The organism is Microcoleus sp. B3-D2, assembly GCF_036705345.1.
GTDB lineage: Bacteria > Cyanobacteriota > Cyanobacteriia > Cyanobacteriales > Microcoleaceae > Microcoleus.
Genome location: NZ_JAUBUG010000083.1, coordinates 1 through 24,067, shown reverse-complemented (window position 1 = coordinate 24,067; position 24,067 = coordinate 1). Strand labels below are relative to the sequence as shown.

At 46.2% G+C, this 24,067-nt stretch carries 21 protein-coding genes and 1 pseudogene; 9 read left to right on the top strand and 13 right to left on the bottom strand.

What is annotated here, in order from left to right; translation table 11 throughout:
• Nucleotides 1-15 precede the first annotated feature (15 nt).
• Nucleotides 16-1,485 carry an adenylate/guanylate cyclase domain-containing protein gene (locus tag QUB14_RS24355; protein WP_333220086.1) on the bottom strand — a complete coding sequence of 490 codons (1,470 nt, stop codon included), beginning with the start codon at nucleotides 1,483-1,485 and terminating at the stop codon, nucleotides 16-18.
• Between the two features lie 304 nt (nucleotides 1,486-1,789).
• Between QUB14_RS24355 and QUB14_RS24350 the strand changes: the two genes are divergently transcribed.
• Both QUB14_RS24350 and QUB14_RS24345 read left to right on the top strand, forming a co-directional pair.
• On the top strand, nucleotides 1,790-2,539 hold the full coding sequence (locus QUB14_RS24350) for a class I SAM-dependent methyltransferase (protein ID WP_333220088.1): 750 nt from the start codon (nucleotides 1,790-1,792) through the stop codon (nucleotides 2,537-2,539).
• A gap of 145 nt (nucleotides 2,540-2,684) precedes the next feature.
• Nucleotides 2,685-4,043, top strand: coding sequence for an FAD-binding oxidoreductase (locus QUB14_RS24345; protein ID WP_333220090.1), 1,359 nt, complete (start codon nucleotides 2,685-2,687; stop codon nucleotides 4,041-4,043).
• Nucleotides 4,044-4,160: 117 nt separating this feature from the next.
• Here QUB14_RS24345 and QUB14_RS24340 read toward each other — a convergent pair whose 3' ends face one another.
• Both QUB14_RS24340 and QUB14_RS24335 read right to left on the bottom strand, forming a co-directional pair.
• On the bottom strand, nucleotides 4,161-4,541 hold the full coding sequence (locus tag QUB14_RS24340) for a hypothetical protein (protein WP_333220092.1): 381 nt from the start codon (nucleotides 4,539-4,541) through the stop codon (nucleotides 4,161-4,163).
• Nucleotides 4,542-4,932: 391 nt separating this feature from the next.
• Nucleotides 4,933-5,823 carry an ABC transporter permease gene (locus QUB14_RS24335; RefSeq protein ID WP_333220095.1) on the bottom strand — a complete coding sequence of 297 codons (891 nt, stop codon included), beginning with the start codon at nucleotides 5,821-5,823 and terminating at the stop codon, nucleotides 4,933-4,935.
• Nucleotides 5,824-5,975: 152 nt separating this feature from the next.
• Here QUB14_RS24335 and QUB14_RS24330 point away from each other — a divergent pair, with 152 nt between their 5' ends.
• Together QUB14_RS24330 and QUB14_RS24325 are read left to right on the top strand one after the other, a co-directional pair.
• Nucleotides 5,976-6,347: a hypothetical protein gene (locus tag QUB14_RS24330; protein ID WP_333220097.1), complete on the top strand. Its 372-nt coding sequence runs from the start codon at nucleotides 5,976-5,978 to the stop codon at nucleotides 6,345-6,347.
• The gene (locus tag QUB14_RS24325; protein ID WP_333220099.1) at nucleotides 6,344-6,766 is read left to right on the top strand and encodes a putative toxin-antitoxin system toxin component, PIN family; all 423 of its coding nucleotides are present in this window, start codon (nucleotides 6,344-6,346) and stop codon (nucleotides 6,764-6,766) included. Before QUB14_RS24330 ends, QUB14_RS24325 begins: the two co-directional genes overlap by 4 nt.
• A gap of 80 nt (nucleotides 6,767-6,846) precedes the next feature.
• On the opposite strand, the gene QUB14_RS24320 is transcribed toward QUB14_RS24325, so the two are convergent.
• Both QUB14_RS24320 and QUB14_RS24315 read right to left on the bottom strand, forming a co-directional pair.
• Nucleotides 6,847-7,374: a hypothetical protein gene (locus tag QUB14_RS24320; protein WP_333220102.1), complete on the bottom strand. Its 528-nt coding sequence runs from the start codon at nucleotides 7,372-7,374 to the stop codon at nucleotides 6,847-6,849.
• Between the two features lie 33 nt (nucleotides 7,375-7,407).
• Nucleotides 7,408-7,908 carry a hypothetical protein gene (locus QUB14_RS24315; protein ID WP_333104902.1) on the bottom strand — a complete coding sequence of 167 codons (501 nt, stop codon included), beginning with the start codon at nucleotides 7,906-7,908 and terminating at the stop codon, nucleotides 7,408-7,410.
• 419 nt (nucleotides 7,909-8,327) lie between these two features.
• Between QUB14_RS24315 and QUB14_RS24310 the strand changes: the two genes are divergently transcribed.
• Nucleotides 8,328-9,734: an NB-ARC domain-containing protein gene (locus QUB14_RS24310; protein WP_333220104.1), complete on the top strand. Its 1,407-nt coding sequence runs from the start codon at nucleotides 8,328-8,330 to the stop codon at nucleotides 9,732-9,734.
• 178 nt (nucleotides 9,735-9,912) lie between these two features.
• The gene (locus QUB14_RS24305) at nucleotides 9,913-10,500 is read left to right on the top strand and encodes a Uma2 family endonuclease (protein WP_333220106.1); all 588 of its coding nucleotides are present in this window, start codon (nucleotides 9,913-9,915) and stop codon (nucleotides 10,498-10,500) included.
• A gap of 129 nt (nucleotides 10,501-10,629) precedes the next feature.
• On the opposite strand, the gene QUB14_RS24300 is transcribed toward QUB14_RS24305, so the two are convergent.
• The 3 genes from QUB14_RS24300 to QUB14_RS24290 form a co-directional block, all read right to left on the bottom strand.
• On the bottom strand, nucleotides 10,630-11,652 hold the full coding sequence (locus QUB14_RS24300) for an ATP-binding cassette domain-containing protein (RefSeq protein WP_333220127.1): 1,023 nt from the start codon (nucleotides 11,650-11,652) through the stop codon (nucleotides 10,630-10,632).
• Between the two features lie 675 nt (nucleotides 11,653-12,327).
• Nucleotides 12,328-12,516, bottom strand: a complete 189-nt coding sequence (locus QUB14_RS24295) for a hypothetical protein (RefSeq protein ID WP_015175516.1) — start codon at nucleotides 12,514-12,516, stop codon at nucleotides 12,328-12,330.
• 336 nt (nucleotides 12,517-12,852) lie between these two features.
• Nucleotides 12,853-13,776, bottom strand: a complete 924-nt coding sequence (locus QUB14_RS24290) for a histone deacetylase (RefSeq protein WP_333220108.1) — start codon at nucleotides 13,774-13,776, stop codon at nucleotides 12,853-12,855.
• A gap of 396 nt (nucleotides 13,777-14,172) precedes the next feature.
• Here QUB14_RS24290 and gyrA point away from each other — a divergent pair, with 396 nt between their 5' ends.
• Both gyrA and QUB14_RS24280 read left to right on the top strand, forming a co-directional pair.
• Nucleotides 14,173-16,884, top strand: coding sequence for a DNA gyrase subunit A (gene gyrA / locus QUB14_RS24285; RefSeq protein ID WP_333220110.1), 2,712 nt, complete (start codon nucleotides 14,173-14,175; stop codon nucleotides 16,882-16,884).
• Between the two features lie 234 nt (nucleotides 16,885-17,118).
• Nucleotides 17,119-18,414: a ribonuclease D gene (locus tag QUB14_RS24280; protein WP_333220112.1), complete on the top strand. Its 1,296-nt coding sequence runs from the start codon at nucleotides 17,119-17,121 to the stop codon at nucleotides 18,412-18,414.
• A gap of 448 nt (nucleotides 18,415-18,862) precedes the next feature.
• Here QUB14_RS24280 and QUB14_RS24275 read toward each other — a convergent pair whose 3' ends face one another.
• Together QUB14_RS24275 and QUB14_RS24270 are read right to left on the bottom strand one after the other, a co-directional pair.
• Nucleotides 18,863-19,924, bottom strand: a complete 1,062-nt coding sequence (locus QUB14_RS24275) for an NAD(P)-dependent alcohol dehydrogenase (RefSeq protein WP_333220114.1) — start codon at nucleotides 19,922-19,924, stop codon at nucleotides 18,863-18,865.
• Nucleotides 19,925-20,321: 397 nt separating this feature from the next.
• Nucleotides 20,322-20,877: pseudogene (locus QUB14_RS24270) on the bottom strand (SDR family NAD(P)-dependent oxidoreductase); the annotation flags it as partial.
• 172 nt (nucleotides 20,878-21,049) lie between these two features.
• Between QUB14_RS24270 and QUB14_RS24265 the strand changes: the two are divergent.
• Nucleotides 21,050-21,373, top strand: a complete 324-nt coding sequence (locus QUB14_RS24265) for an AraC family transcriptional regulator N-terminal domain-containing protein (protein ID WP_333220118.1) — start codon at nucleotides 21,050-21,052, stop codon at nucleotides 21,371-21,373.
• A 158-nt stretch (nucleotides 21,374-21,531) separates the two neighbouring features.
• Here QUB14_RS24265 and sufU read toward each other — a convergent pair whose 3' ends face one another.
• The 3 genes from sufU to QUB14_RS24250 are packed head-to-tail and all read right to left on the bottom strand — an operon-like array spanning nucleotide 21,532 to nucleotide 23,785.
• The gene (sufU, locus tag QUB14_RS24260) at nucleotides 21,532-21,984 is read right to left on the bottom strand and encodes a Fe-S cluster assembly sulfur transfer protein SufU (RefSeq protein WP_333220121.1); all 453 of its coding nucleotides are present in this window, start codon (nucleotides 21,982-21,984) and stop codon (nucleotides 21,532-21,534) included.
• Between the two features lie 7 nt (nucleotides 21,985-21,991).
• The gene (locus QUB14_RS24255) at nucleotides 21,992-22,597 is read right to left on the bottom strand and encodes a nucleotidyltransferase family protein (RefSeq protein ID WP_333220123.1); all 606 of its coding nucleotides are present in this window, start codon (nucleotides 22,595-22,597) and stop codon (nucleotides 21,992-21,994) included.
• Nucleotides 22,598-22,645: 48 nt separating this feature from the next.
• On the bottom strand, nucleotides 22,646-23,785 hold the full coding sequence (locus QUB14_RS24250; protein ID WP_333220125.1) for an XdhC family protein: 1,140 nt from the start codon (nucleotides 23,783-23,785) through the stop codon (nucleotides 22,646-22,648).
• Between the last annotated feature and the right edge of the window lie 282 nt (nucleotides 23,786-24,067).

Sequence of the window (24,067 nt, the reverse complement as noted above, 5' to 3'; positions counted from 1 at the left end):
AATATAATAAACAAATTAAACCGAAACTGGGCTGACTAGCCTGCCTGCAAGCAGATAAGTATTCATATCGCCCTTGCCTTTGATGTGGATAATTCCTCTGTCTTCAAACAGATACTTATTTCTCAAGATATCGTAAGTTGATTGTGTGACTTGAATCGCGCCGGCAATTCCGTGGGATTCCATGCGGGCTGCTGTATTGACGGCATCGCCCCAGAGGTCGTAAATAAATTTTTTAGTGCCAATAACCCCCGCAATTGCCGGCCCGGTATTGATGCCGATGCGAATGTTAATTCCTGCATGATGTTTGGCATTAAATTTTGCTAATTCCTCCTGCATATCTAAAGCCATTTCCGCAATGCTTTCGGCGTGGTTGGTGCTGGGATTTGGCAAACCTCCCACTACCATGTAAGCATCTCCAATTGTTTTGATTTTTTCCAAGCCGTACTTTTCCGTTAAGCTATCGAAGGCTGAAAAAATTTCGTTTAGAAACTTGAGCAGTTCTTCGGGAGATATTTGTGCTGAAAGCACGGTAAAGCCTACGATATCTGCAAACAAAATCGTGACTTCTGCGAAGCCGTCAGCAATACTGCTTTGACCGTCTTTTAACTTGGTAGCAATGGATTGGGGTAAAATATTGAGCAGCAGGCGATCGCTCTTTTCCTGTTCTTTTACCAATTCTACATTAGTTTCTTGCAATTGTGCCGTGCGTTCCCAGACGCGCTGTTCTAATTGTTTAGCATTTTGGCGCAACCTGCTGATAGATACAGTTAAGCCGGTCACTCCTAAAATGGAAAGTCCTACTAACAGTAAAAACAGGTTTTTAAGTTCACTTTGAGTATGTTGAGTGATGGTATCGAGAGGTTGAGTAATTTCTAATATCCCCCGCACATCTCCCACTTTCCAATCAGTTTTAGGACTGTCACGGTGACTATTGTGACAGTTCACGCAGCTAGAACTTAGAATATCTGCCTCGGCATATCGAAAGGCGGGTTTGCCGCGAACATCATCAACGCGGAAAAATTTTTCTGTCGGATTTTGCGTCAAATAGGTAATAGCTTGCTGTTCAAACTCGTCTCGGGCTCCGCCTTCTTTTTGTCGCCAGGGAAACGGGTAGTTGCTATAGAGACGAAGTGATACTTCGGGATTTTTTTTTGTGATATTGTTGCCTAGTTCTATTAAGAAACTGGCTGGTACGGGAACTGTTACTTTTGTCGGGTTGTAGTCGTGGGTAAAGTTAATTGCTTCAGCGGTGTTTAGAGGACTAACAACATTGGAACTGTAAAGGGTGCGGGCTTCTTTAACAGCTTGGGCATAGAGGGTGGCATTTTGGAGGGCTTGCGATTCGATTAGAGTGGAGGAAAGACGAGACATATTTGCCATCGCTACTCCTACACCTACACAAAATAAAATTGTCACCGCAAGCAGAATGCGCTTATAAATTAATTGGCTGATGGCAGCCCGACTGCGAGAAATTAACTGGCGCATGGTATCCTCAAGCCTGAGGTTTAATCTTTATTTCAATTTATGCACTACTAACATAACACTGCTTGTTCAGACTGTTTTGCTGGCGTCCGGGGTAAACCAAGACTCTCTGGGTGCAACGGAGGGTTAATTATGGTTTACCGCGAGTGTTTCGCTTATCCGTAAAAATACGGATAAATATATAGGGGTTTTCTGTTGAGTGAAGTACAGATGATCGAGTAAGGACACCGCAGTACCCTGTCCCTACTTCACGCAATTTTTGCTTTATCTCGGTTAGGATAGCAATTGTAGTCTATGGTTGGCGATCGTGAATTCTGACTCTACTGCCTCACCTGCGCGCAACGAAATTTTGCCGGGAGAAGTTTTCGTCAATACTGCTGATTTTGATACTGGCATTCGGCGACTTTTACCTAAATATGACGAAATGTTGGATGTATTAGCAGGCTGCATTGCTAACGCAAACCACCGCATTTTAGAACTCGGCTGCGGTACGGGGGAACTCACTTTAAAAGTTCTCCAACGCTACCCATCAGCGGAAATAGTGGCTGTCGATTACTCGCCGCGAATGCTTGATTTTGCCCGCGCCAAAATAGAGTCGGCAGGATACGCAGCCCGGTGGACTGGCATAGAAATGGATTTTGGAGAATGGGCGAACAATCCAAATTTATCAGGCTTGGGCGATAAATTCAATGCTTGCATTTCATCTCTGGCAATTCATCATCTTGAGGATGAGATGAAGTTGAAATTGTTTGAACGCATTCGCGAAAGTTTAAATGCTGGCGGCTGTTTTTGGAATGCCGATCCTATTTTAGCAGAATCAGCAGCAATGAAAGATATTTATCAAGCGGCGCGAGAAGATTGGGCGCTAAATCAGGGGGAAACCTTAGCACAAATTCGCGCAAATGTGGGGACGAGTGTCTCTTACGGGTATTCTAATCCCGATCGCCTAGCTACACTGTCGGCACATTGGGAAATGCTGGCAAAAGCTGGGTTTGAGACTGTTGCAGTTCCTTGGAAATACTACGGTATGGCAGTCTTTGGGGGATTTGTTAATTGAAAAAAGCAGTCCTAGACGCAAAGCTTCTATATGTATGGTGCGCCTCGGCACACCTTACTACTTAAAGAAAGATTGCAGTTAGTATGTTATGTTAGTAAGTTCGCTTATATAAAATATATAATACTGCCAGCATGGAGAAAAAAAAATGACTGCAACTGCGATTCAAAGTATTGACTGGGATGCTTTTTCTTCGGAACTTTCGGGAATTGAAATAATTAGCGATCGCGCGCAAGTTGTCAAGCTATCTCAAGACTATTATCACTTCAGTCCAGTTTTGCAACCTCTCTTAAGTGATAAAACAGGAGATTTAGTAGTGCGTCCCGCCAGCGAAGCCGAAGTTTTGCGGATTGCAGCAGCCTGCGTCAAATCCAAAATTCCGCTAACTGTTAGAGGTGCAGGAACGGGCAATTACGGGCAGTGCATTCCCCTCAAGGGCGGCGTCATTTTAGATACCAGCAAAATGAACAGTATCCGCTGGATAAAACCGGGTTTAGCTTGCGTAGAACCAGGGGTGAAAATGTCGGTTTTCGACAAACAAGCGCGAGAAACTGGTTGGGAATTGCGGATGGTTCCCTCAACCTATCGCACCGCAACGATTGGGGGATTTATCGGCGGCGGTAGCGGGGGAATTGGTTCGATAACTTACGGGCAATTGCGCGATCGGGGAAATCTTCATGCCGTTCGAGTCGTTACAATGGAAGACGAGCCCCGCGTCATCCAATTGCGCGGTGATGAAGTGCAAAAAGTCAATCACGCTTACGGCACAAATGGGATTATTACTGAGTTAGAAATTCCCCTCGCCCCTGCTTATCCTTGGGCGGAAATCATCGTCGCTTTTGACGATTTTATGACCTCGGCAAACTTCGGTCAAGCTTTGGGCGAAGCTGACGGAATTATCAAAAAACTAATTTGTGTTTGTGCTTGGCCGATTCCTGCTTATTTTGCTGCTTTCCGCGAGGAGATTCCTGAAGGTAAGCACTGCGCTTTGTTAATGGTAGCTGAATCTTGTCTGGAACCGCTGCAAGATTTGGTGCGCGAATATGGCGGCACAATTTGCTATCAAAAAAACGCGCAAGCAGCGAGCAAAGGTGCAGCTATTGCTGAATTTACTTGGAATCATACAACTCTGCACGCTCGCAGCGCTGACCCGTCTCTGACTTATTTGCAGACGCTTTTTCCCGCAGATAAAGGTTTGAAATTGATTGAGGAACTGTACAATTATTATGGGGATGAGGTGATGATGCACTTGGAGTTTTTGCGGATCAATGGCAGGGCGATCGCCGCAGCTTTGCAAATAGTTCGCTACACTACGGAATCACGGCTCAATGAAATTATTCGCTATCACGAAGAGCAAGGCGCAATGATTGCTAATCCTCACACTTATATATTGGAAGATGGAGGGATGAAAAGTATTAATGTGGAACAGTTGCAGTTTAAAGAGTTGGTCGATCCTTACGGTTTGCTTAATCCGGGTAAAATGCGGGCGTGGTTGGAACGGGATTAAGGGGGATGGTTTTTAGATAAGATTCGGATCTTGAAATCGCTGCTAGACAAACGAAGTCCGCCTAAGCGCTGGCTTCGCTCACGCGGACTGAGAAATGAGCAAACAGGAGTTGTAAATTTAAGGGACGGGGGCGGTAATTTCTGCAGGTGCCGCCCCTTGTGAAGGTACAGCTTGCTTTTCCAGTAGTAGGCGTTGTTTGTTGCGAAATTCTGCGGCCGCATCGTTTAAATTCTGGCGCTGTTCGCTATTAAATTCTTCCATGCTGCGGCCGCCTCCCAAATTGGATCGGTGAATTAAATCAAATATTCCGCTGCCGCTGCTGCGGCCGGAAAATGGGTCGGTATTGTCTTGAGTTTGAAAGTCTTGCAGCGGTTGGGCATTATTTAAACCGCTGGCTTGAGCGAAGGTTGCTTGAGGGGAGAACAGAGCACAGGATGCGATCGCGCTTGCAGCAATCCCCATCATCAATTTGCCCGATTTGGAAGTTTTGGTGTTCATAATTTATTAGTTGAACCTTCAAAAAAACAATTCTATCTAAACAATATTCTGACTTGCGACTAAATATTATATTACTTCGCTCGGGCTAAGGAGACAGCAATGCCCACTGGTGTCAACTTAAGCCTGAAAGCCTTGATAAATCTCGTTTTTACCTGAGTCCAGAGCCCCCTAAATCCCCCTTAAGAAGGGGGACTTCGATCCATTTCCGGTTCCCCCCTTCGTAGGGGCGGTGCCCCCGTGCCCGCCCTTGGCTAGGGGGGATCTAGGCTTAATAGTCCAACACCATTGTGTGACTGGGTTTGACGTTAAGTTGACACCAATGGGCTCTTGGAGTGTCCCTACAATTGACGGTGCAGGCTAAACGATCGCTCGCAGATAGGCCGCGATCGCCCTAAGCAAACCTGCGTCGCAGCAGCGGTTGAATGCTCAGCAGCGCCACCAAATCAAAGGCTAGCAGCACTAAAAGCGCTCCTCCAAAGGTAACATTACCCCAAGGAGCTTGCATCACCACACTCGCTAGCGACCAATCGCTGTGCAGGTACAAATAGCGGATGGGTTCGATCGCGTAACTCAGAGGATTGAGAGTCACCACAACTTGCAGCCACTCTGGCATAAATGACAGCGGCGCGAGGGCTGTGCTGGCAAATAACAGCGGCAAGTTAGTAACAAAAATTACCGCAATTAATTCTACGTGGCCCGGAAGAGCGAAAGCTAAACCCAGACTCAAGCCGGTGACGCCCAAAACTAATAGTAGGACAATTAGGGCGATCGCCCCTAGTCCGGCAATTCCGGGGAATCCGGCGCCCAAAAACGCTCCCGCTGTAACGATTGTGCCGGTTTGGATAAAGCTGAGGGTGACGATAAAAATAGCCGAAGCCAGGACGATCGAAAATCTGGAAGCCAACGGCGCGACTAACAAGCGGTTGAGAAATCCGAACTCGCGATCGAACATAATCGGCAAACCAGCATTCAGCGCCCCGGCAAATGCAGTAAAAACGATTACACCAGCGCCGAGAAATTGTCCGTAATTCTGGCTTTCGCCGAACAAGCCTGCGGGTGCATTTTCAAACAGAGCTCCGAACAAAACCAACCACATCAGCGGCTGAATAATGCCTGCAACTAGCGTCGAGGGGCGGCGCTGCAATTGAATAAACAGGCGCTTGGTTAAGGCGAGTGTTTCTTGGATGAAGTCGGCCAGCAGGGAACTGGAAGTGTCAGCGGATGCTGTGGAGAGTGGCCGCTGCTGGTTGAGGTTGTTGGGGGATGTAACAGTACCGCTCATAATTGCTTGCGCTGATTTTGATTAAATCTAACTCTCTTTACAGTAGCAAGTCTGGAGGTATTGGTGGTGTTGGGCGGGCGATCGGTCTAAAATTGAGAATAAGCTCATCAAATATGTTAAATAAAAACTTGATTTACTAGGAGGATAAAGCAATGTCATCAAGGGCGATCGCTACTTTGGTCGAGATGATGGAATCTCTGCCGGAAACTCTGCAAGATAGAGTTGTTGAACACCTGCGAGAATACATTCTGAAATCAAATATTACTGTTCCTGTCAACCCCGACGGTAAGTTAGAAATTCCCGCTGAGATTGAGGCTCAACTGAAGCCTGGGGATCGATATGCAGTTACAGTTACAGGACATAGTATTGTTTTTCAGAAGGTAGCCGGTTTCGACTGGGAGGAATGGGAACGGCGAATAGAAGCAACGAGTCCAGATCCTGATGAGTTAACAATGGAAGAAATTTGCGAACTTGTGCGGGAAGTGCGTGGGGAGAAACGTTCTGAAATAGAGTCGCACAAATGAAAATTGTAGTGGATACTAATATCTTTGTGTCAGGCTGGCTGTGGGGAGGTATCCCAGCTCGTTTATTCAGATTAGCTCGAACTCGTAAACTCATAATTTGTGCTTCTGAACCAATACTAGCAGAATTAGAGAATACTTTGAAGAAACAAAAACTCCAGGCGAGATTACAGTCTTTGAGTTTTACCGTTAATGGTTTAATGAGCGGAACACGAGAGTTAGTGGAGATTTATCCGATTTCCACTGTCAACTTGCCTGAGTTGCGAGATGCTAATGACAATATGATTTTAGGAACTGCGATCGCTGCGGAGGCTGATGCAATTGTTACGGGCGATCTGGATTTGTTAGTTTTGCAGGAATATGAGGGGATTCCTATTGTTACGGCTAGGGAGTTTTTGGAGCGTTATTTTCCCGAAAATTAGGGGGCGCTCGCACTTAGCTTAAGTAAGGGCGAGCGCTGACTTACAACTTAGCATTCCCAGGTTACGCAGTCAGAAGGCAGTTATGGTTTAGCAGCTTTTACCACATCCTCAACCATTTTAATCGCCTCTTTGATTGCAATTTGACCGCTTTCTACGGCCCTAATTAAATCCTGAGCGTCTTTCGGGCTAATTAAATCGAGCCTGACGGGTTCTTTCAAGGAAACAATAAATTTAGTTTTATCGCTGTCTTTCAGGTTATAGGCTGTTTCTTTGGCTTCAATATCTTTTAGCTGTTCTTCTAAGTTTTTAAGTATTTCTGCTTGTTTTCCCTGGTCAAAATTGCCATCAAATATTCGTTTTACCCCTACAAGAGCAGCAGCACCTAAAGCTGCACCGCCAACAACTAATCCTACGGGAGGTGCAACGACCCACAACCCAAATAGAACTGGTACACCACCGAAAGCTGCCACCGCCGCACCAGCACCGGCAGCCCCCACCACACCAATGCCAATATCTGCTAAAATCCCTAATTTATCATGTGGATTTTTTTTCAGTTGCTCTATTGACTTCAGAATTTGCTCTTTGGTTGGCGTTTTATTTGCCGACATATTAGACCTCAATTTTTTTGCTAATTTTGGCAGTTAAGCAGTGATGACGTTGCGGAAAATTGTATTGAAAACGTCTACCAGTAATTGAAAAAAATCTTTGGCAATCTCAATAATCTCTTGAACAATTCCAATAATTCCATCAGACACCTCTTTGCCTCGATCGAGTCGGTGGCCGGCTATTGCACCAATTGGGATACCCAGCGCTGTTGCCAAAGGTTCTAATAACGGGCCGACAAATGGTATCGAACTTGCCAAAATTCTTACAGCGACACCAACAGCAACCCCTATCGCTAAATGGGGATGCGCTTTGACAAATTCTATGATTTTAATGAGGAGAATTTTGCCGATAAGTAAAACTTTGTTAGCAGCTTTTTTCGTGTATGTGGCCAGTTCATGCAGCCGGATCGAGACTTCATGCGGCAAGCCGATATCATTTAACCACACATACAAGTCGCTGCTACTCATTGCATCAGCATCGACTTGCCAGAGAGCCATTTTTAAATTAGCTTGCGGTAGGGATAATGCACTAGACATGATTTCTTTCCTATGGTAACTTAGAAAATATTTACGAACATTTCACGAGGCGAAAAGCCCCTAGACATTGCTCACAGATCCAGCAACATTGCGAGCAACTTCTTTAACCGCTGGAGTAGCGGATGCAGCCACATTTTGAGCAACTTTTTTTAACCGTTAGGGATGGACGGTGCTATCTGGCATAGTTGCGCCAGTCAGATTTACATTGTTAAAATCTTTTAGGTTGCCTAAGATTGTTTTAAAGCCCGTGATTAAATTTTAATTTAATTTTTATGTATTGGAAAGTAGGAGAATGTCACAATTTGCCAGGAGTTAATAAAATTAGCTAGCCGTTAAAAGTCATATTTTGTCCTTCTTAGCCATAAAACGTCAGAAAAAGTCTGATACAATAGATAAAACCTCCTACATTTACCCAATAAATGGATGTTCAAGAACTCTTAAGGTTGGCCGATGGCTTGGTGTTCGCTAAGACCGGCAAACGATTGGACGATCTGCAACAGGCAGTAGTACGGGGAACGTGGCAAGGTAAAAGATACTCCGAAATTTCTAAAGAGGTTCATTGTACTGAACGCCATGTCAGAAATATTGCCTCAAAGTTATGGCAAACTCTTTCAGAAATATTAGATGAAGATGTAATGAAATCAAATTTGCGCTCCACAATGGAGAGGTATGAATTTTCTAAAGTTTCAAATTTTGGTGATTTTAATTTTGTACAAAACAAAGGTAACATCAACGTTTGCACAGAAACCTCACACCCTCCAAAAGCTCCACAACACTCACCCCCTACACAAACCTCAAATGAAGACAACACCCAACAGAAACCGCGACTCGATTTAAGAGATGCACCGGAGATCAAAACCTTCTACAACTACCCCAACTCACCCCTCACCGCCCTCGAAACCTGGATTCTAGAGCAAAACTGCCGCCTCCTCACCATCACAGGCATGGCAGGCACCGGCAAAAGTGCGATCGCCCGTCACCTCATCCCCCAAATTCAAACTCAATTCGATCGCATCATCTGGCGCAGTCTCCGCACCTCCCCGCCCCTAGAAACAACTCTCAAAACCCTCATTCAATTTCTCTCAAATCAACCAGAAATTAACCTTCCCACCAACAGCGATGCTCAATTGTCAATCCTCATAGAAACATTGCGCGACAATCGCTGTCTCATTATCCTAGATGACGTGCAGCAAATTCTCAGCAGCGGGCAACTTGCAGGACATTATAAACCCGGATATGAAAACTACGGAACCCTATTTAAACTCATCGGTGAAATTCCCCACCATAGCTGCTTAATCCTCAATAGTTGGGAACCTCCCTCAGACATCATCACATTCACCGACGATAATTCAGCAGTATGTTTATTACAGTTAACTGGTTTAGGTCCAGCGGCAACCGAACTGCTTAGAGAAAAAGGTTTATTGGAGGAAGAAAAATGGCCAGAATTGATTAACCTTTATCAAGGTAATCCCCTATGGTTAAAATTAGTCGCTCAAACCATTAACAACTTATTTGGCGGTAGAGTCTCTCAATATTTAAGCTATCAACCAGTATTTTTAGGTGACGAATTGACACCGATATTGCAGCAGCACTATCAGCGGTTGTCGGAAATAGAAAAACAGGTGATTTCGCAACTTAGTAATGAAATTGAGCCTGTTTCATTTACCCAATGGATGGCAAAATGTCAAGGATCACAAAGCGAATTATGTAAAGCAATTCAATCTTTAGGCAGACGGGGAATTATCGAAAAATTGACCTGTGAATCTGAAATAGTTTTCACGATTCCACCTGTGTTAAAACAGTATGTTAAAATGATTGCAGAATAGTCCTAAATATCTATAGGACTTACGCATTAAGGTTCAGAAACCGGGTTTTTTACGAAAATACTTAGTTACAGCCACAGATTCAGCAAAAAACCCGGTTTCTAGGAGTCGGAGTGCGTCAGTCCTGTATCTAGCTAAATGAGAGCAAACCACGATCGCAACTCCTACCCAACCTAAACTAATGCTCACTTTCGATCGATTCATCAAGCAACTTCCAGATGAAGACGGACGTTATGAACTGGTTAATGGAGAAATTGTCAAAATCTTACCAACAATAAGACTGCACGAAAATGTAGCAGATTTTATTGAAAATACATTCCAAAACGAGGTAAAACGACTCAACCTGAATTACAGGGTATCTGGCAGAATTGTAGTCAGGACTTTAACGCCTAATGGTAAAGAACAAGGCCGCCATCCTGATATTACAGTAGTAGACAAAAACCTCTGGGAATCGCAGCCCTTCGCCTATTCAGCCCTAACAGAACCACCACAATTAGTTGTAGAAGTTGTATCAACAAATTGGGAAGATGATTATATCGACAAGCTGGATGAATATCAGCGGCTGGGAATTTCTGAATATTGGATTGTGGATTATTTAGCTTTGGGTAGCAGAAACTATTTGGGCAACCCGAAAGAGCCGACTGTTTTTGTTTACCTGCTTGATGAAAATGGGGTTTATCAAATGACTGCTTACCGAGGGAGCGATCGCATCATATCCCGAACTTTCCCAGAATTAGCATTGACAGCAGAGCAAGTTTTGGATGTATGATATCAAATTCAGCTTAAATATCGGTTTATCTAGTTTATGAACAGGCAAGATGCCTGTTCGACAAGAAAATTCACTCTTTGTGGAACAGGCATCTTGCCTGTTTCTGACGAACTTTTCCCTTCCCTCAAACTACGATCGCATCGCCTGTTTTTGCTCCGCCTTCAAATCGCGGTTGCTAGCAGCAGCCAACTCCGCATCCAACAGCGTCTTACCAGTCGCAGCCAAATACACATCATCCAAACTCGGCCGAGATTGAGCAATCCCAAAAGTAGGCAATCCCGCATTTTTCAAAGCTTGCTGAATAGTCACCAGCGCATCGCTTTGCGGTGTTACTACTAAATTCAGAGAATTGCCTTGAGCGGTATTGACAATTACTTCCTGCACAAAAGGCAAAGATTGCATCAGATTTTTAGCTTTTTCAGCTTCTTCGATCGGCGAAAACTCCCGAATCCGCAGAGTCACCCGATCGCCTCCAACCCGATTTTTCAACTCCTCCGGCGTGCCCTGTGCAATCACTGTACCCTTGTCAATAATCGCCACGCGATCGGCCAAAGCGTCAACTTCTTCGAGATAGTGACTCGTAATCAAAACCGTCGTACCTTCCTCCCGCAAGCGGCGCAGGAAATCCCACACCACCACCCGGCTTTCAATATCGAGCCCGACAGTCGGTTCGTCTAACACCAAAACATCCGGCTGGTGAAGCAACCCAGCAGCTAAGTCGAGGCGTTTGCGGATACCGCCGGAATAAGTACCCGTCTTTTTATTTTGCCACTCCTCCAAACCGAGGAGTTTCACCATTTCGTCAATCCGCCCTTTAATCGTATTGCGCGGCAAATGGTAAAGCGCTGCTTGCAGTTGCAGGAGTTCCCGCCCCGTCAGCACCTTATCGAGAGCCACTTCTTGGGCGACGTAGCCTAGTCTTTGTCTGGCAATTCTCGGCTGACTGACAGCAGAAATGCCAGACACTTCAATGCGTCCGCTATCAGGCGCACTCAAAGTACAAAGTACCCGCAGGGTTGTGGTTTTGCCTGCACCGTTGGGGCCTAGCAAACCAAATATTTCCCCCGGTTCTACCTTGAAGGAAACATCTTTAACGGCTTCTACAGTGCCGTAGCGTTTCTGAAGATTTTCAATTAAAACGGCGGGAGCCATATATTTTGGGGATGAACTGGTTGTTAATATTTTGACACTTCTGAGCTCAAATTGCCGGAATGGTCGATCGACCAATGCGACTGGCTGTGCTTGTAACGATCGCACACTCCTCCTCAACCGGAAACTGCTTATAGTTTTGATTCTTAATATCAGTTTAAAAAATATCAACTTTCTAGCGGTTTTCAACCCTGAGCTAGCAGTTCTCAATAAAGTGAGGTCTTCCCTATGCCCTATGCCCTATATCAAGCGTGCACCTCATGTTACTGAGAAAGGCTATATTCATCAGTTTTCCCACTTTCCAATCTCCCCTCTCAAATCCAAAAAATTATGAGTTTTGAGTTAATTATAACTTTTCAGTTAGTAACTCAAAACTCACAATTTTTCAACAAGTAGAGATGCACCCGAAACCTGTTATTTTATAATTATCTCTACCTATAGGCTGATGTGTAGCGAGATTTTGATAATTAACACACTGGTCAAACACATCACACTTTCGAGCCCACTATTAAACACAAAAAACTTCCCGAAGCGGCAAGTTATACTTGTAACGAGTTCTCCAAAAAATGTAACTGTATGCCCGTGTTCTCAACCCCGATAGTTATCAGTTATTACCAATTCTTTAATCGAAAATCGAAGATGGTATTAACTCCCCTAAAGGGAGTGGCTGCCAGGTCTTTAATCGACTATTTTTACCCAACCGCGGCGAACGTTGTACAGCAGTCGGTTGATGATGGCATACTCATCTTCATTCAGTGTTCTTTCTAAGAGTGCAGATCTGAGCTGTCTCCGGTCGTGGCGAGTCACGACGCTGGAGAACATGACCTGACCAAATAACTCTTCCAGTGTCATTTGGGATACTGACATGATAAACCTCCTAGTTGATTGAGACAGATAAAATTTTCACAGGCTGACTGTAATCCTATTATGCTCTTCGCGAGCGACTTCACAGGCGATCGAAAACATTGACACAGTGTGATTTTTTGGTTAAAAATCTGTGACCGAGACTTTGATGCCAAGTGACTTGGATCTCTTAAATTTGTGATGCTTGTCACTGAAGTCAGGAGGAAGAACTCAGAAGGAAGAGGGAAAAAGACCTTCAAGCACGATCGCCAAATAATCGCTTCGCCGATAGCCCTCAAAAACTCTCCATCCCCTCCTCACCGCTTCTCAACCTTATTTTTCCCTATGCCAATTTTCCAGCTAATTGAGGCATCGGTCAATAGTCGCCACAACCGACTCGGCCAACTCTTTCAGCGCGTAACCCCCCTCCAAACCAAAGGCGATGCGGCGGGTGAGTTGCAGGCAGTATCCGGTGAAAGTACCGAAATCTGACGGAGCCAGAGTCATGCTCGCCAGCGGATCGGACGCAGTAGCGTCATAACCAGCGCTGACAATCAACAAATCCGGTTCAAATTTGGACAAAAAAGGCACGACAAGAGATTCAAAGGCGCTCAGGTATTCAGCTATGCCACCGCCCGGATAGAGGGGAATGTTCAGCACGTTCTCGTAGGCACCGCGCTCCTCGGCATCTCCCGTTCCCGGATAGCACGGAGATTGGTGCAGGGAACAGTAGGCAATTTGCCGACAGTTTTCCACCAAAGATTGAGTGCCGTTGCCGTGGTGCACGTCCCAGTCGAGGACGGCGACGCGGTTGATTCCCGGCTGTTCCAGGGCGTAGTGAGCAGCGATCGCAGCATTGGAAAACAAGCAAAAACCCATCGCGCGGGCGTTTTCGGCGTGGTGTCCCGGCGGCCTTGCCAGGACAAAAGCCGGTTCCCCCGCAGCCACCACTCGATCGACCCCATCGAGCCAAGCACTCGCCGCTAGCAGCGCTACGTCGTAACTTTCAGCAGAAATCGGCGTATCACCGTCGAGGTAGCCGCCTCCCCGATGAGCCAAATGTTCGACTTCTTTGATGTATCTTTGCGAGTGAACTTTTTTGATAGCCGAGAACAGTGCTTTTTCGCGCTGCGCCACTGGGGTGGGCAGTTGCCACTCAATTTGAGCCGCCCAAGGAGCAGCCTTCAGAGCGTTGGCGATCGCCGTTAAACGTTCTGGTCGCTCTGGGTGAAGCATTCCAGTCTTGTGCAGCAAGAAATCTTCGGAGTAGATGACGGGTAGCATCGGCTGATTTTAGATTTTAGATTTTAGATTTTAGATTTTTAGTTTGCTTTAAGAAGGCCTTCGGTTTTGTTAAATTAAAATTGCGATCGGGCCACCATTTTAATTTTTTATATAGCCCTCAAAAAAACTCACCAAAGCATGAAACCCGACCGCCTAAAAAAACCTTTCTAGCTTTTGCGAACCGCTGACAAAATCACCAACTGACAAATCATCAATTGTCCTTGTTTCGTCCCTTAATTTTTCTGGCAACTTTTCCATAAACTCAAAGGCAAATTGTGATATAATTTCAGGAGTAATTTGCAATATTTGGCAGCTCTACTGAATCCAAACCGATTTTATCGCATTTTTGAGATTTATAGCGGTCAAATTTAAATTTTTAACGGAGTTTTTCAACCTATGAGCACCTCTGAGTCGCGGATAATCCCGACGGATCTGGGTAATGAGATGTCCCGATCGTACTTGGAATACGCCATGAGCGTAATTGTCGGTCGGGCGCTACCAGATGCCAGGGACGGTCTCAAGCCCGTTCACCGACGCATTCTCTACGCCATGAACGAATTGGGCTTGACTCCCGATCGACCTTTCCGCAAATGCGCCCGCGTCGTGGGGGAGGTGCTGGGCAAGTATCACCCGCACGGAGATACAGCGGTTTACGACGCCCTGGTGCGGATGGCTCAGGATTTCTCCATGCGGGAACGCCTGATCAACGGCCACGGCAACTTCGGCTCCGTTGACAACGACCCGCCCGCTGCCATGCGGTACACCGAATGTCGCCTCACAGCTTTGACGAGCGACTCCATGCTGCGCGACATCGACTCGGAAACAGTTGATTTCGGCGACAACTTCGACGGTTCCCAGCAAGAACCCCTCGTACTCCCGGCACGCATTCCCCAAATTTTGCTCAACGGTTCCTCCGGGATTGCTGTGGGGATGGCAACCAACATTCCGCCGCACAATTTAGGCGAAATAATTGACGGTTTAGTAGCACTAATTCACAATCCAGCAATTACCGACCTGGAATTGATGCAGTACATCCCCGGCCCGGACTTTCCCACCGGAGGGCAAATTCTGGGGAGATCCGGCATTCGCGATGCTTACACCACCGGTCGCGGTTCTATTACAATGCGCGGAGTCGCCGGCATTGAAACCATTGAACATCCGGGCCGCCCCGACAAAGAAGCAATTATTATCACCGAATTGCCTTACCAAACAAACAAGGCAGCGCTAATTGAGAAAATTGCCGAACTTGTCAACGACAAAAGATTAGATGGAATTTCCGACATTCGCGACGAAAGCGATAGAGACGGAATGCGGATCGTGATCGAACTTAAGCGCGACGCCTATCCCCGCGTCGTTCTTAACAACCTCTATAAACAAACACCACTCCAAGCCAACTTTGGAGCCAATATGTTAGCGCTAGTAAACGGGGAACCCCAACTACTTACGCTCTCCCAATTCCTCAATGTCTTCCTAGATTTCCGCATTGAGACAATTACTCGCCGGACTCAATACGAACTCCGGAAAGCAGAAGAACGCGACCACCTTCTGCAAGGCTTATTAATTGCCCTAGACAACTTAGATGCAATTATTCACCTAATTCGCGCCGCTGCCGACTCCGCCGCAGCGAAACAAGAATTGATGGATAATTACGGTCTTTCCGAACAGCAATCCGATGCAATTCTGCAAATGCAACTCAGGCGTTTGACAGCATTAGAAGCGCAAAAAATTCAGCAAGAACACGAAGAACTGCGAGCTAAAATCTCCGATTTGGAAGATATCTTAGCGCGCCGGGAACGCATCTTAGAAATCGCCGAATTTGAAGCAGTCGAAATCCAAACCAAAATCGCCACTCCTAGACGCAGCGTCATCGAACACGCCGAAGGAGAAATCGATGAAAGAGATTTAATTGCCAACGAACAAGCAATTATTCTGATCACAGAGCAAGGCTACATCAAGCGGATGCCTGTCAGCACTTTCGAGGCCCAAAGTCGGGCTACTCGCGGCAAAGCAGGCGCGAAAATGAAAGAAGACGACGGAGTAGAACATTTCCTTTCCTGCTGCGATCACGATAGCGTTTTGTTCTTCAGCGACAGGGGCGTAGTTTACTCTGTCAAAGCTTATCAAATCCCCGTCTGTTCGCGGACGGCCCGCGGCACTCCTGTGGTGCAACTGCTGCCGATTCCTATAGAAGAAAAAATCACTTCTATGGTGTCAGTGACAGAATTCACCAGCGAAGAATACTTGGTAATGTTGACTCGCGGCGGCTACATCAAGAAAACCGCACTTTCCGCTTTTGGCAACATCCGTACTAATGGATTAATCGCGATTTCTCTAGAAGAAGGCGACCAACTGCGCTGGGTGCGGAGAGCAAAAGTGGGCGACAGCATCATCATCGGCACGCGCCAAGGGATGGCAATTCATTTCCGCACCAATCACGAACAGTTGCGCCCTGTCGGCCGCGCGACGCGGGGTGTAAAATCGATGAAATTGCGATCGGGCGATGAGTTGATCAGCATGGACATATTGCCCAGTTCAATTGTTGCCGAGATTGCTGAATTGGAAACTGAAGATTCGGAATTCGAGGGAGCTAATATTGCTCAGTTAGAAACTGAAGATTCGGAATTTGAAGTAGCAGAAATTACTGACCTAGAAACTGAAGATGCAGAATTGGAAGATGAAGAATTAGAACTGCAATCCGAGGAAATTGAAGGCGAAGAAGCCGAAGGAATTACCAAAAGTAGCAGCGACGTTCCTTCGGTGTTGGTAATCACCACCAACGGCTATGGCAAGCGGGTTCCAGTGTCTCAATTCCGCCTACAAAGACGGGCGGGCAAGGGATTGACGGCTACTAAATTCAAGTCTAAAAAGGCTAAAGATTACGTAGCTGCGCTGCGAATTGTCAACGAAGATGACGAGTTGATGATCATTACCAACCGAGGTATTATTATCCGTCAGGCTGTGAGTGCAATTTCCACTCAATCGCGAACTGCAACGGGCGTGCGGGTGCAGCGGTTGGATGAGGATGATTCGATCGTAGCTGTGGCTTTAGTGCCGCCTGCTGGTGAAGAATCGGCCGAAGAATCGGAATCTGAGGAAGTGGCAGAATAGTCATAGGTTAATAGTTTGTAAGGTACGCGCTGCGTACCTTACTGCTGAATGGTAAAAATGCGATCGTCTATTCCCGGTTTCTGCTTCCAAGACTGGTCAACATTTAATACTAATTATGAAAAAATACCTCTAGGGACACGGCATTGCCGTGTCCTTAATGCGATCGTTGACAATCGATCCAATAATTGCTATAGCATAAGAGAATCAAAAAGTTAATAGCAAAAGTCTGTAAAAATGCCTTATTTAACAGCAGAAAACGACATCAAAGCACTCATCGCTAAATTTGCCCAAGCTAAAGTCCTGTGGGTTGACACAGAAATAGCAGACTATAAATCCAACCCCAGATTATCTCTGATTCAGGTGTTAGCTGACTCCACAGATTCGAGTGGAGATGGCACTTTTCTACTAGATGTCTTGGATAAACCTGAATTGGCAAAAGATTTTATCAACCAAATCATGGTCAATCCAAATATTGAAAAAGTTTTGCACAACGCCAGCTATGACATCAGATTTCTAGGCAATGACGACGCTCAAAATGTCACTTGCACATTGAAAATGGCGAGACAGATTCCTTATTACATCCTGCCATTACCTAATCGACAACTCAAAACTTTAATAGAAACACTTTGCGGCATTGCTTATGTAGATAAAACAGAACAAAGCGGCGATTGGGCAAAGCGTCCTCTGACCCAGAAGCAGCTAGAATATGCCAAGATGGACGCGGTTTATTTAGCTGAAGTGCATCGTCGCCTGCTAGAAATCCTTGCCCAATGTTACCCCGAACCCGCAACGGAAAATTTGACAGCATTGGGCGAAAAATATCAGGAAATAGAATCTCAGTGGAAGCCGCTAGATTCAGAAATCGCTGAAGTGAAAGAACGCATTAAAGCAGGGATGCTGGCCCAAAAGCTCAAAGACAGTTCTTATTTTGAGCTTTCCAGTTCGATAGCTATGAAAGTAGATTTTCTAACCCTGGCAAGACTGACGCAAACTGAGGGAATTGAGTTAAATTTTCCGGTGACGCTGACGAAAGAAATTCAAAAACAGTTAGGCAAACTCATCGATCATCCATCTTTGGAAGTGGAGGATATTGCTAGTTGGCGGTTGAATTCTAATGTACAGCAGCGGCGAAAATCTACTAAGAAAATTGCGCCGGAACCGGAGAGTGAGGATTTAACAGCATTGGGGGAAAGGTACAAAGCAATTTTGCCCGAATGGAAGTTGCGGGATTCTGAAGTTGAGCACCTGAAAGAGCGCATTAAAAAAGCAATGTTGGTGCAAAATCAGGAAAATACTCCCCATTTTAAGTTATCCAGTTCGTCGATTTTGAAGGTAGATTTTGCTAAATTGGCAAAACTTGCGCTATCTGTGGGAGTTGAGTTAGATTTTATGGTGACGCTGACTCAATACATCCAAAAGCGGTTAGGGGAAGCGATTAACAAAATTGATGTGCAAATTGAGTATATTACGAGTTGGCGGATGACGGCTAAGACTATGGAAGAGGCAGATGATGATGAAATCCCTTTTTAACTATTAAAATATCACGTTTCCTCTCATTTTTCTGTGTTATCCAGGATATACGAGCGTGAGAAAGAGGTCTAGAAATAATGCCAAGTAAGGGGGGGTTGCATCCTGTATACCTGTTGATAAAAGCGATGTTTATTACGAGTTAAATTGATTAACTATTGTACAGATTCAGAATATTTATCCAAATAATTCACCCACTGCTCTCCATCTTGCGCCAACGCCAAAGATACTCCGTCTGCGGTATTTTTTGCTTTGTTCTTTAGGCAGAACTTCCCGGCTTTGGGGCAGGGCTGTTTCATTCTTAGAAAAACCAGGATTTTGTAGGGTCAATGCTAAGAGTGCCCGCCCCGGCCCAGACACGATAAATTGGGCATTTCAGCGATCGGGCAACCACGGGGGGTTTGCCCCTACAAGAGAATGAAACAGCCCTGCCCTCTAGGGCCGGCCTCAGTTATTCAGATTTAAGCGATGCCATATCAATTACAAAGCGATATTTCACATCGGACTTGAGCAGTCTTTCGTAAGCTTCGTTGACTTTTTGGATGGGGATGACTTCGACATCGGAAGTGATGTTATGTTCGCCGCAAAAGTCGAGCATTTCCTGGGTTTCCGCGATGCCGCCGATGTTAGATCCCGAGAGACTGCGGCGGCCCATGATCAGGCTGAATGCCGCGACCTCCAGAGGCTTCTCAGGTGCGCCGACAAGGGTGATGTTGCCGTCGCGGCGGAGCAGGTTGAGATAGGCGTTGATGTCGTGTTTGGCGGAGACGGTATCGAGAATGAAATCGAAGCTGCCAGCGTGCTGCTGCATTTCGTCAGCATTGCGGGAGACGACTACTTCGTCAGCACCGAGGCGGAGCGCGTCTTCCGTCTTGTCGGGCGAGGTGGTGAAGACGACGACGTGGGCACCGAACGCACGGGCGAACTTCACGCCCATGTGACCCAGCCCGCCAAGACCGACTACGCCGACCTTCTTGCCCTTAGTGACGCCCCAGTGGCGCAGGGGCGAGTAGGTGGTGATCCCGGCGCAGAGGAGCGGCGCAACCCCGGCGAGATCGAGGTTATCTGGAACGCGCAGAACGAAGCGTTCATCGACGACGACGCTATCGGAGTAGCCACCATAGGTGACTGGAGCAGTCTTGTGCTTGTCTGGGGAGTTGTAGGTGAAGATCACATTTTGGCAAAACTGCTCAAAGCCAGCTTTGCAATGGGGACAGGTACCATCCGAATCGACCATACAGCCTATCCCCGCGAGGTCGCCGGGCTTGTACTTCGTCACTGCTGAACCAACTTGAGTGACCCGTCCGACGATCTCATGACCGGGGACGATCGGGTAGGTAGTAGACATGAAGTCGCTCCACTCATTACGCACCGAATGGACATCGGAGTGACAGATGCCGCAGAAGAGAATTTCGATCTGAACGTCATGTTCGGTTGGATCGCGCCGTGCGATCGTGTCGGATGCCAATGGTGATGTTGCACTAGCTGCGGAATAAGCTTTCGTGTTGTACATGGGTTGATGCTCCTAATTGGTTTGTGTTTGGTGACTGATATCGATCGCCGCTGACCTGTTCCATCCAGTCCACAGTCTTGTTGTCGAGGTCTGAATGATGATGCTTCTCGCGCGATCGCTAGAATGAACCGTCTGTTGATTTCGATAGCTCTTCATGGGCGCGCATCGCCTGCAACCGTTCCTCGACAGCCGGGGCGATCGCCGTGAGGGCATCGCTTCCGGCAACAAACAGTTTCGGCGGATTCTCCATCCTGGCGATCTTGACCAGAGCATCGCCTAACTTTGCCGGATCGCCCTGCTGCGTGCCGTTGTAGGCCGACCACGTATCCTGGACGTTGGCCTCGGCGGCATAGTCTTCGATGGCGTTGCTGGGCCATCTGACATTCTGGTCATCCAGAAGATCAGTGCGGAAGAAGCCTGGTTCGACGAGCGTGATCTTGATGCCGAACCGCTCGACCTCGGCTGCGACCGACAGTGAAAGACCCTCGATCGCGAACTTCGATGCGGCGTAGGCGGCGCAGTGCTTAAACCCGACTACGCCAGCAACCGAGCTGATATTGATGATGTGGCCCGACCGCTGCTGATGCATCACCCGTAGCACCCCGCCTGACCTACACCACACCATAGAAGTTCGTAGCGAACTGGCGTTCGATGTCGGTTGTGGTCATCTCTTCAAAATTACCAAGCAGACTGTAGCCCGCATTGTTAACCAAAACGTCGATGCGACCGAACCGCTTCACCGCCTCCTCGACGGCTGTTTTCGCCTGTACCTCATCGGAAACGTCCAACTGGACAAACGCAATATTCTCGCTTGCAACATCGCCCAAGGCATTACGCACTTTGTCGAGGTTTCTTCCGGTCGCCACGACACGATCGCCAGCCTGTAATGCCGCCTTGGCGATTCCAGTGCCGATACCACTGCCAGCGCCTGTGATCAACCAGACTTTGTTCATAGCCGTACTCCTTTCAAAGGCGAATCTCTTGACCAGTCAGATTAAATAAAAATCTAGACGCTGGCAAAAAGCCGAAATCATTTTTCATTGCTTTAGCTTCATTCTATGAATCCTTAAGGGCAAGCAATAGAACGATCGTCTAAGATTGTTGTACAATCCTGCAAACTTAGAAATGAATGCTGCAAAAACGAGTGAAAAGTGCGATATCAATTTAATGAATGACCCGCAGGCAAAGCGCGAGGCAGACAGAGCGCAAGCCAATAGAGACGAACTGACCCAGCGGATTGCACAGACTATTCCTCATGATGGAACGATTGAGCCACTGAAAGGATTGCACTTCAACCGCGCCTCCTCACCTTCGGAATGCGTTCATAGTGTCTCTATCCCTGCCTTTTGTGCGATCGCCCAAGGCAGCAAAGAAGCCCTTCTGAGCAGCGCGATCGCGCTTCAGTACGACCCGATTCATTCTCTGCTTGCTACGATCAAACTGACGTGAGTTTATTGGATGGGCCTCTGCTGGATGCTGATTATATAGCGGTTCTCAATAAAATGAGGTACACACCGCTCGCAACTGATGCCCACACCAGGCCTATGCCCTATGCCCTATGCCCTATGCCCTATGCCCGCGAGAGCACCTCATGTTACTGAGAAAGGCTATACCTGTTCGTTCATAGTTTCAACCGAACTCAGCGCCGCTTTGAGGGTATGCCAAGCCAAAGTTGCACACTTAACCCGCATCGGATATCGGGAAACACCTTGCATGATATTGAGTTTCTCCAACGGAGGCTCAAACTGAGTATTTCCCGCTACCATCTCGCGGAACTGTTCTACCATTAAAAGCACCTGTGAAATAGTTTTACCTTTGATAGCGATCGCCATTAAGTCAGCAGAAGCAAGGCACAAAGCACAACCTGCACCTTCAAATTTAATGTCTGCAATTTTACTTTCTGCTTCATCTAGTACCAGCGTTAAATCAACCACATCACCGCAATAGGGATTTTCTCCTCGGTGTTGACGGTGTACTGGGTTAGTTTTTCCTTTGTTTTGCGGTTTTCTGGCGTGTGTCAAAATTACTTGTTGGTAAATGTGGCGATCGTTAGTTTTCATAATCTCTTCACTCTTTAAAATTATTTAATAGCAACTGCTTGTAATCGTCCGGGGTATCAATATCTATCGCAGCTTCTGGTATTAGCAGAATCAATCCTGTATCTATATATTTTTGTATTAACGCTTTTGCACCTTTATCTCCTTCAAGCTGCATCAGTTCTGGAAATAAGGCATTGCTAAACAGGGCAGGTACACCTGTAGTTTCGTTATACTTTGAGGCAATAATTACTTTTTGCGTTTCTTGATAACACTGAATCAATTGATTGAAAACCTGGGGAGAAACTAGCGGCTGATCTGCAAGTGAGATGATAACTGCATCAAGTTTAGAGTTAGTTTTCAGTAGCATACTAATACCAGCGCGAATAGAAGAAGACATTCCCTCTTGCCATTGGGAGTTCTCTACAACTTGCACTGCCTTTGGCATTAGTTCCGGTTTAATTTGTTCTACATAAGCTCCCAGGACTACTATGATAGGTTGGCTCATAGAAGCTAAGGCAACTTCAACCGCATGGAGTATCAGGCTGCGTCCTTGATAAGAAAGCAATTGTTTTGGTCTTCCCATGCGGGTTGCAGATCCAGCAGCGAGAATAATTAGACCAATTTTAAATACCATACCCAAGTTTTGAATTTTTGATTATTAAGAACCTACTCGTATTAGCCATTAATTTTTTGATAATGGACTATTGATTGAATCATGAATTGGTACAGTGCGATTTCTTAAAAAACCACCTTGATGCTTTGCTGTTACTGCTTGAATTTCGGCGATAATCGCTAGAGCAATCTCTTCGGAATTATCTGCCCCAATGTCGAGTCCCACCGGACTATATAAATTTTGTTGCTGTTGTGGAGTGGGGATAACTCCTTCTTGTTGTAGTTCTTGCAATAATCGGGCTGTTCTTTTCTTAGGGCCAAGTACACCTAAGTATTTTAAGCCAGAAGGCAATAACACTCTCAGCAATTCCAGGTCGTCTAAATAATTATGAGTCATAACTACAGCAACAGTACGCTCATCTATATCGATTTTTTTTAATACATCCTGAGGAGAACAAAACTTAACTCGATCTGCTTCTTGAAAACGCTTTCGGCTTGCTTCCCGTTGGCGGTTATCAACTACAGTAATATGCCATCCTAACTGTTTGCCAAAGCGAACAACGGGAAGAACGTCATACCCAGCACCCAAAATTACCAGCGACAGCGGCGGCTGAATGACTTGAATAAAAACTTCAACTTTCCCGCCGATTAACTGATATTGTTTCCCTACCGAGGTTTTGTGTTGAAGTGCTGCTTGGGTATCCCTTAAAACCGCTGCTGCTAATTCCTCATCGCTGATGTGGTTGATGATATCTGAATTTAGTAGCAAGCGATCGCCTATTTGAGATTTGCTTTCACCCTCTATATTAAATACAGTTGCAATAGCACTCTCAAACCGAGCATCAAGGCATTTGTGGACAAAACTAATTTGGTTCGGCTCGTTTACTGGCAACGATTCAATCAAAACATAAGCAATGCCTTGACAGCCAAGCCCCAACCCCCAAATTAAATCTTCCTCGGAGGTCGAGTCATACTTAACCACACAAGGACTACCAGTGTTCATTACCTGCTGTGCTTTCTCAAATACATCACTTTCCAAACAGCCACCGCTAATTGCACCTACTATCAAGCCATCTGCACCCATCAACATTCGCGCACCAGGACGGCGATAAGTTGAACCTTCCACTTTAACTAAAGTTGCCAAGGCTAGCTTTTTCGTCGTGTCTTTTACTTGCTCTAAAGCAGCCTTAATATCGTGTAGTTCTTTCATTGCTCAGCCTAAAAATTTTTGTATCTCACTGTTTAAGTTTGATTATAAGGACTTCAGCATAGGGCACGATATAACGATACTTGCAAGTTATTGTACAATCCTGCAAAATTCTTCTTCTAAACTAATCATGGGACGAGCCTGTAAAGCTTTGGTCTGATGACTTTTAGCTTTTACTTGCTTGTCCCTTTCTTATCCCGAACTCACGTTACATATAAATCGCACGGCTCAGACGAACCCCGAAATCGGCATCCGGATTTGTCGTGGCGTCACCAAGCCGCTCTT

Bases quoted from the DNA above. Each gene is read 5' to 3' on its own strand.
- QUB14_RS24275 (WP_333220114.1), bottom strand. From the start codon at position 19,924: ATGTACAACACGAAAGCTTATTCCGCAGCTAGTGCAACATCACCATTG.
- QUB14_RS24295 (WP_015175516.1), bottom strand. From the start codon at position 12,516: ATGTCAGTATCCCAAATGACACTGGAAGAGTTATTTGGTCAGGTCATG.
- QUB14_RS24355 (WP_333220086.1), bottom strand. From the start codon at position 1,485: ATGCGCCAGTTAATTTCTCGCAGTCGGGCTGCCATCAGCCAATTAATT.
- QUB14_RS24345 (WP_333220090.1), top strand. From the start codon at position 2,685: ATGACTGCAACTGCGATTCAAAGTATTGACTGGGATGCTTTTTCTTCG.
- QUB14_RS24300 (WP_333220127.1), bottom strand. From the start codon at position 11,652: ATGGCTCCCGCCGTTTTAATTGAAAATCTTCAGAAACGCTACGGCACT.
- gyrA (WP_333220110.1), top strand. From the start codon at position 14,173: ATGAGCACCTCTGAGTCGCGGATAATCCCGACGGATCTGGGTAATGAG.
- QUB14_RS24280 (WP_333220112.1), top strand. From the start codon at position 17,119: ATGCCTTATTTAACAGCAGAAAACGACATCAAAGCACTCATCGCTAAA.
- QUB14_RS24340 (WP_333220092.1), bottom strand. From the start codon at position 4,541: ATGAACACCAAAACTTCCAAATCGGGCAAATTGATGATGGGGATTGCT.
- QUB14_RS24310 (WP_333220104.1), top strand. From the start codon at position 8,328: ATGGATGTTCAAGAACTCTTAAGGTTGGCCGATGGCTTGGTGTTCGCT.
- QUB14_RS24335 (WP_333220095.1), bottom strand. From the start codon at position 5,823: ATGAGCGGTACTGTTACATCCCCCAACAACCTCAACCAGCAGCGGCCA.
- QUB14_RS24255 (WP_333220123.1), bottom strand. From the start codon at position 22,597: ATGGTATTTAAAATTGGTCTAATTATTCTCGCTGCTGGATCTGCAACC.
- QUB14_RS24290 (WP_333220108.1), bottom strand. From the start codon at position 13,776: ATGCTACCCGTCATCTACTCCGAAGATTTCTTGCTGCACAAGACTGGA.
- QUB14_RS24330 (WP_333220097.1), top strand. From the start codon at position 5,976: ATGTCATCAAGGGCGATCGCTACTTTGGTCGAGATGATGGAATCTCTG.
- QUB14_RS24315 (WP_333104902.1), bottom strand. From the start codon at position 7,908: ATGTCTAGTGCATTATCCCTACCGCAAGCTAATTTAAAAATGGCTCTC.
- QUB14_RS24320 (WP_333220102.1), bottom strand. From the start codon at position 7,374: ATGTCGGCAAATAAAACGCCAACCAAAGAGCAAATTCTGAAGTCAATA.
- QUB14_RS24250 (WP_333220125.1), bottom strand. From the start codon at position 23,785: ATGAAAGAACTACACGATATTAAGGCTGCTTTAGAGCAAGTAAAAGAC.
- QUB14_RS24265 (WP_333220118.1), top strand. From the start codon at position 21,050: ATGAATGCTGCAAAAACGAGTGAAAAGTGCGATATCAATTTAATGAAT.
- QUB14_RS24325 (WP_333220099.1), top strand. From the start codon at position 6,344: ATGAAAATTGTAGTGGATACTAATATCTTTGTGTCAGGCTGGCTGTGG.
- sufU (WP_333220121.1), bottom strand. From the start codon at position 21,984: ATGAAAACTAACGATCGCCACATTTACCAACAAGTAATTTTGACACAC.
- QUB14_RS24305 (WP_333220106.1), top strand. From the start codon at position 9,913: ATGCTCACTTTCGATCGATTCATCAAGCAACTTCCAGATGAAGACGGA.